Raw genomic sequence first — 13,238 nt, forward strand, 5'->3', positions numbered from 1 at the left:
TTGTACTCACCCTCTCGGGCTTTCCTCCGGGCGCTTCCCTTCGTTGTCTCCAACCTTACCAGATCCGTTTTCCGTTCCGTTTCCGGTTCGGAATTTCGTTTCCGGCCCCCTGTTGGAGCGGGGTGTGCCTTCCGGCTTTCGCTTTCCGGCTTTGCCGACTTTATCAGATTCGCTCCGGCCGATCACATCGACCTTTTCGCTTCCGATAAGGAGTCGAGATGCTTCGGGTGAAGGAGCTTCACTGACCGAAGCCGGTGAGATACCAACCGTTGCCCGCGAGCTGTCCCGCTCGCCGCAACCGTTTGAATCTACCTCCCCGCCAAGTCCGTGTCAACAGTCTTGGCGACGTGAAAAGGACACTAGCAGGACACCTGGTGTTCACGCACATCGGCCACCGCCACCCGGGCGCCCGTCCCCGGGCTACGTGAACGACGAGGGCGGGCTCTCCAGGTCCTCGAGTTCGATGCCGGGTGCCGCGAGCACCACGTCGCCGGCGATGTGGACCGTGTGCTGCTCGCCCGTGTCCAGGGCGCTGACCTGGTACTCGTCCACTTCCAGCAGGCCGTTGTCAGTGGGGTGTGCTGTCCTTCCCTTCAGCGCCCACGCCTGGTCGACGGTGAGGGGGGCGAGGACGGGGGACGTGAAGGCGACCAGGCGGATCCGGGTGGCGGGGGCGCCGGAGGAGAGGCGGAGGAGGCGGGACACGGCCACGTAGAAGGCGGGGGACGTACTGGTGAAGGCGTGCGCGCGGACGTTGCCTTCCGATGCGTGTTCACCGGTCGCATCCGTGCGGACCCAGGTGACGCCTTCCAGGGCGGCGCCGCGCACCTGCCAGTCCCCTGCCTGGAGCTGGAGACGGATGGGGCGGCCGAGATCGTCGATCGCCAGGTCGACGGAGCCGGCCGGGTCGCCCGAGGGGGTGGTGATCTGTGAGACGTAGCGCCAGCCGGAGGGGCCGGTGGCGCAGTGGAAGCGCTCTTCACCGAGGGGGGTGTGGTCGTGCGGGTCGTGCAGGGAGTAACGGCCGCGAGGCATGGTGGGGTCCTTGACGGAAAGCGGACAGGCCCCCGCCCAGGGGGCGGAGGCCTGTTCTATCAGCTCTGCTTCTCCCGGCTCTGCCGGATCCGGCGGCTGATGGTGTTGTCAGTAGCGGTAGTGATCGGGCTTGTACGGGCCCTCGACCGGGACACCGATGTACGACGCCTGCTCCGGGCGCAGCACGGTGAGCTTGGCGCCGAGTGCGTCGAGGTGGAGGCGGGCGACCTTCTCGTCCAGGTGCTTGGGCAGGACGTAGACGTCGGTCGGGTACGACTCGGGCTTGGTGAAGAGCTCGATCTGGGCGATCGTCTGGTTCGCGAAGGAGTTGGACATCACGAACGAGGGGTGTCCGGTCGCGTTGCCCAGGTTCAGCAGGCGGCCCTCGGAGAGGACGATGATCGCCTTGCCGTCGGGGAAGGTCCAGGTGTGGACCTGGGGCTTGACCTCGTCCTTGACGATGCCGGGCACGGCCGCGAGGCCGGCCATGTCGATCTCGTTGTCGAAGTGGCCGATGTTGCCCACGATGGCCTGGTGCTTCATCCGGGCCATGTCGCCGGCCATGATGATGTCCTTGTTGCCGGTCGTGGTGACGAAGATGTCGGCGGTCTCCACCACGTCGTCCAGCGTGGCGACCTGGTAGCCGTCCATCGCGGCCTGCAGGGCGCAGATCGGGTCGATCTCGGTGACGATCACGCGGGCGCCCTGGCCGCGCAGCGACTCCGCGCAGCCCTTGCCCACGTCGCCGTAGCCGCAGATGACCGCGACCTTGCCGCCGATGAGCACGTCGGTGGCGCGGTTGATGCCGTCGACGAGGGAGTGGCGGCAGCCGTACTTGTTGTCGAACTTCGACTTGGTGACGGCGTCGTTGACGTTGATCGCCGGGAAGAGGAGCGTGCCGGCCTGGTGCATCTCGTACAGGCGGTGGACGCCGGTGGTGGTCTCCTCCGTGACGCCGCGGATCTCCGAGGCCAGCTGCGTCCACTTCTGCGGGGACTGCGCGAGGGTGCGGTTGAGGAGCTCGAGGATGACGCGGTGCTCCTCGTTCTCCGCGGTGTCCACCGACGGGGCCTTGCCCGCCTTCTCGTACTCCACGCCCTTGTGGACCAGGAGCGTGGCGTCACCGCCGTCGTCGAGGATCATGTTCGGGCCGCCGGTCGGCGTGCCGGCCCAGGTCAGCGCCTGCTCCGTGCACCACCAGTACTCCTCCAGCGTCTCGCCCTTCCAGGCGAAGACCGGGACGCCCTGCGGGTTCTCGGGGGTGCCCTGCGGGCCCACCGCGATCGCGGCCGCTGCGTGGTCCTGGGTGGAGAAGATGTTGCACGACGCCCAGCGGACCTGGGCGCCCAGCGCCACCAGGGTCTCGATCAGCACGGCCGTCTGCACCGTCATGTGCAGCGAGCCGGTGATCCGCGCGCCCTTGAGCGGCTGCGCCGCCGCGTACTCCTTGCGGATCGCCATCAGACCGGGCATCTCGTGCTCGGCGAGGGTGATCTCCTTGCGGCCGAAAGTTGCCAGGGACAGGTCCGCGACCTTGAAGTCCTGGCCTTGGGAGGTGGTGGACATACGGGCTGCTCCTCCTGAAGGTCGAGCGAGGGTAGGTGCCTGCGGCTGTGCACGCGGCCGGGCTGCATGCGTGCGGACACACTGATCCACACTGGTTGAATCGCCCTTGACCGCAGCGCAGTCCGTCGGAGGCCCTCTCTCCCTCGGCCGGTCCGTCGCGCGGGCCGCCCGACCGCCATCAGCAGCGACGTCTGGCTCTGCCCCGAATCTACACCGGGTGCGGCGGTGAACCCCAGCCCCTTCCCGGCCCCGATCGGGCCGCCCGGGGCGGCAATCCGGCGGACCGTCAGGTTCCGGCTGCGGCAATGACCTTGGTCTCTCTCGTTTTGCTCCGTCCCTCCCGTGCTGCAGGATGCCGTCAACGCGAGTTGTGAGGAGATCCATGTGACCAGTCCAGCCGGTCCTCCCCCCGCCGCGGGGACGAGCGGGCGACGGCTCAAGCTGCTCGCGGTGACCGCGTGCCCCACCGGTATCGCCCATACGTACATGGCCGCGGAGAAGCTGGTGCAGGCCGCGCAGGCCCTCGGCCACGACATCAAAGTGGAAACCCAGGGGTCGATCGGCGCGGAGAACGTCCTCACCGACAACGATGTCAGCCAGGCCGACGGCATCATCATCGCCGCGGACAAGGACGTCGACCGCAGCCGGTTCGCCGGCAAGAGGGTGCTGGTCGTCGGCGTCGCGGAGGGGATTCACCATCCCGAGCAGCTGATCGAGCGGGTGCAGTCCGCACCGGTTCACGAGGGCGGCGGCGCCGGGGGCGGGATCCTGGCCGGAGTTGCGGGCGGCGAAGCCGGGAAGGGGCGCGGGGTCACGTACAAGGCGCTGATGAACGGCGTCTCGTACATGATTCCGTTCGTCGTCGTCGGCGGTCTGCTGATCGCGGTGTCGCTTGCCCTGGGCGGGCACCCCAACGCGAGTGGCGGGCTGGTGATTCCGGACGGTTCGTTCTGGAAGCACGTCAACGACATCGGTGTCATCGGCTTCACGCTGATGGTGCCGATCCTGTCCGGCTACATCGCCTATGCCGTCGCCGACCGCCCGGCGCTGGTGCCCGGCATGGTCGGGGGCTGGATCGCCAACACCGGTGCGCTGTACGACTCGAAGTCGGGTGCGGGCTTCATCGGCGCGATCGTCACGGGCTTCCTGGCCGGCTACCTGGTGCTGTGGATCAAGAAGGTCAGGGTTCCCCGGTTCGTCCGGCCGATCATGCCGATCATCGTGATCCCGGTCGTGGCGACCTCCGCCCTCGGCCTGTTCTTCATCTATGTGGTCGGCCGGCCCATCGCCTGGGTCTTCGAGCACCTCACCACCTGGCTGGGCAGCCTGACCGGGGCGAGTGCGGCGCTGCTCGGCGTGCTCCTGGGGCTGATGATCGCCTTCGACATGGGCGGGCCCGTCAACAAGACGGCGTTCCTGTTCGGCGCGGGGCTGGTCTCCAAGAACCCCGAGATCATGGGCATGTGCGCGGCCGCCATTCCGGTGCCGCCGCTCGGGCAGGGGCTGGCGACGCTGCTGCGGCGGCGGATGTTCGACGAGCAGGAACGGGAGACCGGGCTGGCCGCGCTGTTCATGGGGTTCTTCGGCATCACGGAGGGGGCGATTCCGTTCGCTGCGGCCCGGCCTGCGCGGGTGATTCCGGCGAACATGCTGGGCGGTGCCGTGGCGGGGGCGATCGCGGGCCTCGCGGCGGTGCAGGACAGCGTGCCGCACGGCGGGCCGATCGTGGCGGTGCTGGGCGCGGTGAGCGGAGTGCCGATGTTCTTCGTCGCCGTGGTCATCGGTTCGGTGGTCACGGCGTTGACGACGGTCACGCTGATGTCGCTCGGGCGCACGCCCGTTGCCGCCGGTGGTCCCGCTGCCGCGCCCCCTGCGGCCGAGGCGGTCGTGGCGCCCACGGCCCGGCCGGAGGTGCTCTCGGGGTATCTCACCGGGCAGACGGTGAGCCTCGGGCTGGCCGCGGAGGACAAGGAGGCGGCCATCCGGGAGATGGCCGAACTCCTCGCCGCCACCGGCAAGGTGACGGATGTCGACGCGCTGACGGCCGCCGCGCTGGCGCGGGAGGAGCTCGGGACGACCGGGCTCGGCGAGGAGATCGCGATCCCGCATGCGAAGACCGATGCGGTGTCGGCTCCGGTCGTCGCCTTCGCCCGGTCCGGCGCGGGCATCGAGTGGGGGGCGCTCGACGGGACGCGGGCGCGGCTCATCTTCATGATCGCGGTGCCGGAGGCCGCCGCCGGGGACGAGCACCTGCGGATCCTGGCGCTGCTGGCGCGGAAGCTGCTGGACACGGGGTTCCGGGAGCGCCTGCTGGAAGCACCCGGCACGGACGGGGTACTGGGGGTCCTGGAGGAGATCCGCTGAGGGCCGGGGCCCGGGCCCCGGCCCTGCCTCAGCGCCTGATGTCCGGCTCCAGGTAGATCACCCGCGCGATCGGCACCGCCTCGCGGATGCGTGCCTCCGCCTCGTCGATGGCGCGGGCCACCTGGGCCGCCGTGTCGTCGTGGCGGACCGCGATCTTGGCGGCCACCAGGAGCTCCTCCGGGCCCAGGTGGAGGGTGCGCATGTGGATGACCGACGTGACGGTCTCCCCGTCCACCGCCGCCGCGCGGATCCTGGCCACCTGTTCCGGTCCCGCGGCCTCGCCCAGCAGCAGGGACTTGGTCTCGGCCGCCAGCACGAGGGCGATCACGACCAGCAGGGCGCCGATGCACAGCGTGCCGATGCCGTCCCACACCCCGTCGCCGGTGAGGAGCGTCAGGCCGACGCCCGCCAGCGCGAGGACGAGGCCGATCAGGGCGCCGAAGTCCTCCAGCAGCACGACCGGGAGTTCGGGCGCCTTGGCCGTGCGGACGAAGGAGCTCCAGGACTGCCCGCCCCGCAGTTCGTTCGCCTCCTTGACGGCCGTGCGGAACGAGAAGCCCTCCGCGACGACGGCGAAGACGAGCACGCCCACCGGCCAGTACCAGTACTCCAGTGCGTGCGGGCTCCTGATCTTCTCGTAGCCCTCGTAGAGCGCGAAGACGCCACCGATGGTGAACAGGACGATGCTGACGAGGAATCCGTAGACGTAGCGCTCGCGGCCGTAGCCGAAGGGGTGTTCCTCGGTCGCCTGCTTCCGGGCCTTCTTGCCGCCGAGCAGCAGCAGGGCCTGGTTGCCGGAGTCGGCGACCGAGTGGACGCCTTCGGCGAGCATGGACGACGAGCCGCTGAAGGCGAAGGCGATGAACTTCCCTACTGCGATGGCCAGATTGGCGCCGAGCGCGGCGACGATGGCCTTCGTGCCGCCCGTTGCACTCATGCGGCGCCGCCGTCGACCGTGGCCCGGAAGACCGTCGCCTCACCGAGGAGCACGACGCGTTCGTCGGCGGGGACGAAGGCGGACATGCCCGGGTCCAGGAGCAGTTCACGGCCCTCGGTGTTGCGGAGGACGACCGTGCCGGAGGTGCACAGCAGGATCTGCGCGGCGCCGGACGGCAGCGCGGTGCCCTCGCCGTCGTTGCTCGCGCAGGGGGCCAGGACGTAGCGCGAGAGCCGGAACTCCTGCACGGGGGCGTCGTAGACCTCCTCCCCCTCGGCGTCGGCCTCGGGCCGCAGCACCTCGGGGTCGGACGCCTCGAAGCGGACGACGCGCAGGAGTTCGGGGACGTCGACGTGCTTGGGGGTCAGGCCGCAGCGCAGGACGTTGTCGGAGTTGGCCATGATCTCGACGCCGAGGCCTTCGAGGTAGGCGTGCGGGACTCCGGCGCCGAGGTAGAGGGCCTCGCCGGGCAGCAGGCGCACGTGGTTGAGGAGCATGGCCGCGATGACGCCCGGGTCCCCGGGGTAGTGGTGGGCGAGGGAGGCGTAGGCGGCGTACGCCTCGCGGTACGGGCCGTCGACGGCGCCGAGCCGCTCCGCCGCGGCGGTGGCCTCCGCCACCGTCTTGGCCATGGCCTCGGGTTCGGCGCTGAGGACGGCGGCGAGGACCTCGCGCAGGGCGGCCTCCTCCGGGTGTGCCCGCAGGAGGTCGGCGTACGGGACGAGGGAGTCGACGCCGAGCGCACCGAGCAGGCCGGCCGTCACCTCGGGGGCGCGGAAGCCGCAGAAACCCTCGAACGGGGTGAGGGCGCAGATCAGTTCGGGCTTGTGGTTGGCGTCCTTGTAGTTGCGGTGGGGGGCGTCGAGGGGGATGCCCCGGGCCTCCTCCTCCGCGAAGCCGGCGGCGGCCCGGGCGAGGTCGGGGTGGACCTGCAGGGAGAGCGGGGAGGCCGCGGCGAGGATCTTCAGCAGGAACGGCAGCCGGGGGCCGAAGCGTGCGACGGGCCCGGTGCCCAGCTCGCCCTCGGGGTCGGCGGCGATCACCTCGGACAGGGCGCGGGGCCCCTGTCCCCGGTCGATGCGGGAGGGCGCACCGTGGTGGGCGCCCATCCACAGCTCCGCCTGGGGCTCGCCGGTGGGGTCCACGCCGAGCAGCCCGGGGATCGCGGTGGTGGAGCCCCAGGCATAAGGGCGCACGGTGTTGGCGAGAAGGTCCATGGGTGCTCTGTTCCTGACTGTCCTGGGTGGGCTGTCGGGGGACGACCTGGGGCGGGGTGCCGGCCCCGCTACGGCGTGGAGGCGAGCGCGAGGTAGACGGCGGCGAAGTCCGTGATGGCGAGGAGCTCCGCGGCGGTCTCCAGGGCGCTGTTGCTCTCGGTCGCCTCCAGCTCGCTGACGGGGGTGTCGCGGTGCAGGGCGAGTTCGCGGGCGGCGGGAGCGGGCGACGTGACGTCGGGCTCGCGCTCGCGGAGCAGGACGACGCGGGCGTGCAGGGCGGCTTCCTGCTCCTCGACCCGGTCGCGGAAGAAGTCCTCCGGGTCCGCCCCGGCGGCGAAGACCCCGGAGAGCAGGGCGCCGTGCGCGGTGAGCGCCTCGGGGAGCTCGGCGGCGAGCGCGGGGCGGCCGGCGAGCGCGGCGAGGACGGTCGCGAAGCGGCGGCCGGCCGCGGCGGCGAGCTCGCCCTCGCTCCAGATCAGCGGGAGGGTGTCGGCGACCTCGGCCGCCAGGGTCTTGGCCGGGTTGCTGTAGGTGGCGATGGCGGGGCCGCAGCGCTCGGCGACCTGGTCGAGGTGGTCGGCGAGCGACTCCAGGGCCTCGGGCGGCGCGGTGCACAGGCCGATGCGGTCGGCGAGGGCGAGCAGCGGGGTGAGCAGCGACCAGAGGGTGCCGGGACCGGAGGGCAGCACGGCCCGGGCGCCCTCGTCGTCCGCGGTGCCGCCGGCCATGGCGGCCTCGTACGGCGTGGCGGTGAGCGGCACGGCCAGGCCGCGGACCTGGGCGGTGGCCTCGGCGAGCGGGGAGCCCGCGGGGCTGACGGAGACGACGGTGCAGCCGCGCCGGTAGGCCTGTTCCAGCAGCAGGGCGAGGCCCGGCTCCGTGCCGTCCGGGCTGGCGACGAGGAGCAGGTCGAGCGGGCCCGTCCAGCCGGGGAGCGTCCAGCGCAGGGCGCCGGGGGCGGGGGCCACGCCCGCCGGGCGGATCAGGGCGACGGGGCAGCTGCCGTCGGCGAGCGCCGAGAGCAGCTCCGCCGTGGAGCCGGCGGCCGGGCCGGGCCCGGCGACCAGGACGGCGCGCGGGCGGCCGTCCGGCTGCAGGGAGCCGATACCGGCCTCCGTGGCGTTCCGCACGGCCGTGCGGACCCGGGCGCCGGATTCGGCGGCGCCGCGGAGCAGGCCGTGCAGATCGGCGCGGGAGAGGCCGTCGGGGTCATCGAGGAGCGACTCGTCGAACACCGTTGCTCAGCCTCCGATCGCCGAGGGGATGCGGGTGTGCCCGGCCGCCTGCGGCAGGCGGTGGGATCAGGCGGGTCAGGCGGGGCGGCGTGCCTCGTCCACGAGCAGGACGGGGATGCCGTCGCGGACGGGGTAGGCCAGGGCGCAGCTCTGGCTCTCGCACACCAGCTCGGGGGTCTCCTCGGCCGCGTTCTCCTCGCGGAGGGGGGCGTGGCACGCCGGGCAGGCGAGGATCTCCAGGAGACCGGCTTCGAGCGGCATGGGGATTCCCTTCGGGGATGTGCGGTTCTGTGTGGTCAGCCTACCGCCGGGGACCCGGCGCCCTCACGCCCTGACGATCGCCAGGACCTCGTCCCGCACGCGGGCCACGGTGGCCGCGTCGCGGGCCTCCACGTTGAGGCGGAGGAGGGGCTCGGTGTTGGACGCGCGGAGGTTGAACCACCAGTCGGGCGTGGTGACGGTCAGGCCGTCCAGCTCGTCGAGCTCGGCGCCCTGCAGGTCCTCGTACGCGGCCCGGACCGCCGCGCTGCGGCCGGCCTGGTCGGCGACGGTGCTGTTGATCTCGCCGGAGGCCGCGTAGCGGTCGTACTGCCGGACGAGCTCCGAGAGCGGGCCGGGCTGGCCGCCGAGCGCCGCCAGGACGTGGAGGGCCGCGAGCATGCCGGTGTCGGCGTTCCAGAAGTCGCGGAAGTAGTAGTGGGCGGAGTGCTCGCCGCCGAAGACGGCGCCGTGCGCGGCCATCTCCTGCTTGATGAAGGAGTGGCCGACGCGGGTGCGGACGGCCCTGCCGCCGTGCTCCCCGACGACCTCCGGCACCGACCAGGAGGTGATCAGGTTGTGGATGATCGTGCCGCCGGGGTGCTTGGCCAGCTCGCGGGCGGCGACGAGGGCAGTGATCGCGGAGGGCGAGACGGGCTCGCCGCGCTCGTCCACGACGAAGCAGCGGTCGGCGTCGCCGTCGAAGGCGAGGCCGATGTCGGCGCCCGTCTCCCGGACCTTGGCCTGGAGGTCGACGATGTTCTTCGGGTCGAGGGGGTTGGCCTCGTGGTTCGGGAAGGTGCCGTCGAGTTCGAAGTACATGGGCACCAGGTCGACCGGCAGGCCGTCGAGGACGGTCGGGACGGTGTGGCCGCCCATGCCGTTGCCCGCGTCCACCACGACCTTCAGGGGGCGAATCCGGCCGAGATCGACGAGGGAGCACAGGTGCGCCGCGTAGTCCGCGAGGACGTCCCGCTCGGTGACGGTGCCGGAGACGGCCACGGGCTCGGGGGCGCCGCTCTCCAGCCAGCCCTCCGCGAGGGCGCGGATCTCGGCGAGGCCGGTGTCCTGGCCGACCGGGGCCGCGCCCGCGCGGCACATCTTGATGCCGTTGTACTGCGCGGGGTTGTGACTGGCCGTGAACATGGCGCCCGGCAGGCCGAGTTGGCCGCTGGCGAAGTAGAGCTCGTCGGTCGAGCAGAGGCCGATCAGGGTGACGTCCGCGCCACGGGCCGCCGCGCCGCGCGCGAAGGCCTGCGACAGGCCGGGCGAGGAGGGCCGCATGTCGTGGCCGACGACGATCGCACAGGCTTCCGTGACCTGGGTGAAGGCGGCGCCGAACAGTTCGGCCAGCTTCTCGTCCCACTGCTCGGGGACGACGCCGCGCACGTCGTACGCCTTCACGATCTGCGACAGATCAGCCACAGCCGACCCCTCCTTGAGTGCGATTCGGGACACCAAACCTACCTGCCGGGTGGGACAACGGGCGTACGCACTGTCAGGAGTCGGGCGAGCGGAGCACCCTGAGGTGACCCCGGCGGGCGACCTCCATCGGGTTGGCGTCGCGACCGCCCGGGCCCATGACGCCCGGCGCGGTGCCCGGACCGGCGGTGCGCTCCTGCGGACGGGCCGCCTCGCGCACGGCGTTGGCGAGGGCTTCGAGGTCGTCACTGCTGGGGCGGGCGGGACCGCTGTCGACCGCGAGGCGGACGACGTCCCAGCCGCGCGGGGCGGTCAGACGCTCGGAGTGCTCGGCGCACAGGTCGTAGCAATGGGGTTCGGCATAGGTGGCGAGCGGACCGAGGACGGCGGTCGAATCGGCGTAGACGTACGTCAGCGTCGCGACGGCCGGGCGGCCGCACGCGGTGCGCGAACAGCGACGTACAGGGCTCACGAGGTGGGACGGTACCGCACTCTTGAGCGGGCCGCGACGACTCACCCCCGGCTCACCCCTCCGTGTCGTCCCGGTTCGTCCGGTGGACACCGTTGTCAAAGCGCCTGGTTGACCCGTACACGAGACGAGGAACACGGTGCGGGGTGGACGGAGAAAACGTCATCACCCGGAACACATAGTGTCATTCCGCATGCGACGGGCGGCTCAGCACACGGCCGAAAACGTTCGCAGAGACGGCCGAAACGTTCATCCGGCGACATGCGATGAGATGCGTGGCCACGGCGTGTACACGGGCCGCCGACGGATACTCTCAGGAGTGATGGACAGCCCCGTACCTCCCCCGACCGACGCCGGCGGGCACCCCGGGCCGACGCCCCCGCGCCCCCGCCACCGCGACCGCCACGGGCGCGGTATGCGCGGACCGGTCGCCCCGCCCCAGGTGCCGCTGTCGGTCAGCCGGGCCGAGGCGTTCATCGACCTCGTGCACGACTCCGCGGAGCGGCTGGAGCGGCGGTGGCCGCAGCTGGCGTCGGTGGACTTCGTGGTCCGGGAGGTGCCCGTGGGGGGCGACGAGGCCGAGGCCCTCGCCGCGCTGCTCGACGGGGACACCGTGCCGCTCGGGCGGTACGTCCCCGCCCACGGCGACAGCCCCGACCGGATCGTCGTCTACCGGCGGCCGGTGGAGATCCGCACCAAGACGCGGGACGAGCGGGCCCTGCTCGTCCACGAGGTCGTGGTGGAGCAGGTCGCCGAACTCCTGGGGCTCGCGCCCGAGTCGGTGGATCCGCGGTACGGGCAGGACTGAGCGGTACGGCAACTGCGGGCCGGCTGGGGCCGGTCGGGGCTCCTCAGCCCCGGTTCAGCAACGACAGGTCCGTCTTCGCCTCCGGGACCGCCACCGTGGAGCGGTCGTCGGGGAGAGGCTGGATCGTGAACATCGGGACGCCGTCCTTCGGCAGGGCGAGCATCCGCGACGCGTACACCGGTCCCCCGCCCGTCTTCTCCACCGTCACCGCGTAGGAGCCCTTGGCCCCGTCCGGCTGCGGAGGTTCGAAGGCGAGGGTCGTTCCCGCCTTGACCGTGTACGTCTTGGTCACCGGTGAGCCGCCGTCGCTGCCCGCCGAGGACGTGACCCGCACCGTGGCCGCCTTGCCCGGTGCGGTCAGCGACAGCGTGGCGGCCTTGGCGCGGTTGTCCGCCACGGTGCCGCGTCCGTCGATCGCGGAGGTGGCGGGGATGAACGCCGTCTCCTGCTTGTCGTCCTTGCCGCGCGTGACGCGCAGTGCGGCGACGACCGGGGTGCTGCCGCTGCCGCCCGTGAGCATCAGGGAGCCCGCCTCGCCGCGGGTGAGGTCGCCGAGGTCGACGGCGGTCGTCATGCCGCCCTTGAGGTGCAGCGACTCGTGGCCGGCCGGGGAGATCGTGCCGTTCGGCCCGACGAGGCGCAGGCCGACGTCCGCGTCGTCCGAGCCGGGCACGTGGGCGACGAGCCGCACGGACGTGGCGTCGGCGGGGATGCCGGGCAGCACCGCGTCCGCCGCCGGGTCGGCGGACGGCGGCAGCCAGTCGCCGCCGGCCTTCTCGTCGGAGGCCTGCACCGCGGCACCCACGCGGCCCGAGCGGGCCGCCACGTGAAGGGTGAGGTCGTCCGCAGGCGCATCCGTCAGCGTCGACAGCAGCACCGGCACGGTCGTGCGCGGCGGAACGGTGACGCCCTCCCCCGAAGGCGCCTTGATGCGGCCGTCCTTGCCGTACAGCTCCAGGTCGACGACGGCCGGCGTGACATCCGGGTTGGTCAGGTGGACGTAGTCCTGACGTCCCTTGGCGGTGCTCGCGCCCGGGAACCAGAAGGACGTGTCGGGCGGGGTGCACGTCAGACCGTGCAGCCCGCGCCCGCTGCCCGCGCTGATGGTGGTGGTCTGCTGCGCCGTCCAGCCGGGGGCGAGCGGACCGTCGGCGGCGCCGTAGAGGGCCGGTGCGTCCGAGCGGTCGGTCGTGGCCGTGACCGGCTTGCCGGGCTCCTTGAGGGAGAGGACCGGCTTGCCGTCGTTCTTGCCGCTCTTGCCGCCCGCCGCGGGCAGCAGGTCCGCAGGCTTCCCCGTGCCCTTGCCTCCGGTCGGCGTGAAAGCGGTGTACGTCGTGTCCCCCACGTCGGACGACGTCGGCGCCGGGCACACCAGCGCGGACCGCTGCACGGGCGCCTTCGCGCCCGTGACGGTCTGACCGCTCTTGCCGCCCGGCGCGGAAACGTCTGACGGGTCGGTGAGCACGACGACACCGGTGACGGCGGCGAGTGCCGCCGTCATGGCGAACAGGGAGAGGGTCGTGCGCTTCACTGCTGCTCGCTCCCGTCACGGTGGGGCTGCTGATGTCCGTAGCCGTACGGGTCGTAGACGTCGTACTGACCGTACGAACCGGCCGCGTAGGGGTCCTGCGGGTACGGGGCCTGGCCCGGTGAGTCGTACTGCTGGGGCTGGGGCTGGGCCGGGTACGAAGGGTCGTAGCCCTGGTCGTAACCGGTGCCGTAACCGGGCTGCTGGTACGGGGGGTTCTGGGCATCGTCGGGGTTGTGGGCGTCCCACTCGCCGTACTCCGTGTACGGCTGCTGGTGCGGGACGGCGGCGTACGGGTCGGCCGCCACGGACTCGCCCCTGCAGATCGGAATGGTCGGGCTCGGCCGGATGGGCGCCAACCTGGTGCGGCGGCTCATGCGCGACGGCCACCGTTGCGTC

General features: G+C 72.0%; 13 protein-coding genes. 3 read left to right on the top strand and 10 right to left on the bottom strand.

Annotated elements, in window-relative coordinates:
• Positions 1 to 420: 420 nt before the first annotated feature.
• Positions 421 to 1,035: a hypothetical protein gene (locus ACWD4B_RS32795; protein WP_451424185.1), complete on the bottom strand. Its 615-nt coding sequence runs from the start codon at positions 1,033 to 1,035 to the stop codon at positions 421 to 423.
• A 108-nt stretch (positions 1,036 to 1,143) separates the two neighbouring features.
• On the bottom strand, positions 1,144 to 2,601 hold the full coding sequence (gene ahcY / locus ACWD4B_RS32800) for an adenosylhomocysteinase (protein ID WP_451424186.1): 1,458 nt from the start codon (positions 2,599 to 2,601) through the stop codon (positions 1,144 to 1,146).
• A 384-nt stretch (positions 2,602 to 2,985) separates the two neighbouring features.
• Here ahcY and ACWD4B_RS32805 point away from each other — a divergent pair, with 384 nt between their 5' ends.
• Positions 2,986 to 4,965: a fructose-specific PTS transporter subunit EIIC gene (locus ACWD4B_RS32805; RefSeq protein ID WP_451424187.1), complete on the top strand. Its 1,980-nt coding sequence runs from the start codon at positions 2,986 to 2,988 to the stop codon at positions 4,963 to 4,965.
• 28 nt (positions 4,966 to 4,993) lie between these two features.
• Here the strand turns inward: ACWD4B_RS32805 and ACWD4B_RS32810 are convergent, their stop codons facing one another.
• The 6 genes from ACWD4B_RS32810 to ACWD4B_RS32835 all read right to left on the bottom strand — a co-directional run bounded on the left by ACWD4B_RS32810 (position 4,994) and on the right by ACWD4B_RS32835 (position 10,551).
• Entirely contained in the window at positions 4,994 to 5,902 is a 909-nt protein-coding gene (locus ACWD4B_RS32810; RefSeq protein WP_451424188.1) for a cation diffusion facilitator family transporter, read from the bottom strand.
• Positions 5,899 to 7,119, bottom strand: a complete 1,221-nt coding sequence (gene manA / locus ACWD4B_RS32815) for a mannose-6-phosphate isomerase, class I (RefSeq protein WP_451424189.1) — start codon at positions 7,117 to 7,119, stop codon at positions 5,899 to 5,901. Before manA ends, ACWD4B_RS32810 begins: the two co-directional genes overlap by 4 nt.
• A 68-nt stretch (positions 7,120 to 7,187) precedes the next feature.
• Positions 7,188 to 8,354 (bottom strand): SIS domain-containing protein, encoded by a 1,167-nt coding sequence (locus ACWD4B_RS32820; protein WP_451424190.1) that lies wholly within the window; start codon positions 8,352 to 8,354, stop codon positions 7,188 to 7,190.
• Positions 8,355 to 8,429: 75 nt separating this feature from the next.
• Positions 8,430 to 8,615, bottom strand: a complete 186-nt coding sequence (locus ACWD4B_RS32825) for a Trm112 family protein (protein ID WP_414168904.1) — start codon at positions 8,613 to 8,615, stop codon at positions 8,430 to 8,432.
• Between the two features lie 63 nt (positions 8,616 to 8,678).
• Positions 8,679 to 10,037, bottom strand: coding sequence for a phosphomannomutase/phosphoglucomutase (locus ACWD4B_RS32830; RefSeq protein ID WP_451424191.1), 1,359 nt, complete (start codon positions 10,035 to 10,037; stop codon positions 8,679 to 8,681).
• A 73-nt stretch (positions 10,038 to 10,110) separates the two neighbouring features.
• Positions 10,111 to 10,551 (bottom strand): DUF3499 domain-containing protein, encoded by a 441-nt coding sequence (locus tag ACWD4B_RS32835; protein WP_451424192.1) that lies wholly within the window; start codon positions 10,549 to 10,551, stop codon positions 10,111 to 10,113.
• A 274-nt stretch (positions 10,552 to 10,825) separates the two neighbouring features.
• On the opposite strand from ACWD4B_RS32835, the gene ACWD4B_RS32840 reads away from it, so the two are divergent.
• Positions 10,826 to 11,311: a metallopeptidase family protein gene (locus ACWD4B_RS32840; RefSeq protein ID WP_336417246.1), complete on the top strand. Its 486-nt coding sequence runs from the start codon at positions 10,826 to 10,828 to the stop codon at positions 11,309 to 11,311.
• A gap of 43 nt (positions 11,312 to 11,354) precedes the next feature.
• On the opposite strand, the gene ACWD4B_RS32845 is transcribed toward ACWD4B_RS32840, so the two are convergent.
• Both ACWD4B_RS32845 and ACWD4B_RS32850 read right to left on the bottom strand, forming a co-directional pair.
• Positions 11,355 to 12,842: a DUF5719 family protein gene (locus tag ACWD4B_RS32845; protein WP_451424193.1), complete on the bottom strand. Its 1,488-nt coding sequence runs from the start codon at positions 12,840 to 12,842 to the stop codon at positions 11,355 to 11,357.
• A complete protein-coding gene (locus tag ACWD4B_RS32850; protein WP_451424194.1) occupies positions 12,839 to 13,147 on the bottom strand; it encodes a hypothetical protein in 309 nt (102 codons plus the stop codon). Before ACWD4B_RS32850 ends, ACWD4B_RS32845 begins: the two co-directional genes overlap by 4 nt.
• Before the next feature lie 40 nt (positions 13,148 to 13,187).
• Here ACWD4B_RS32850 and ACWD4B_RS32855 point away from each other — a divergent pair.
• A partial coding sequence (locus ACWD4B_RS32855) for a hypothetical protein (RefSeq protein ID WP_451424195.1) occupies positions 13,188 to 13,238 on the top strand: 51 nt, incomplete at its 3' end.

It is taken from the genome of Streptomyces sp. NPDC002536, from assembly GCF_053594995.1.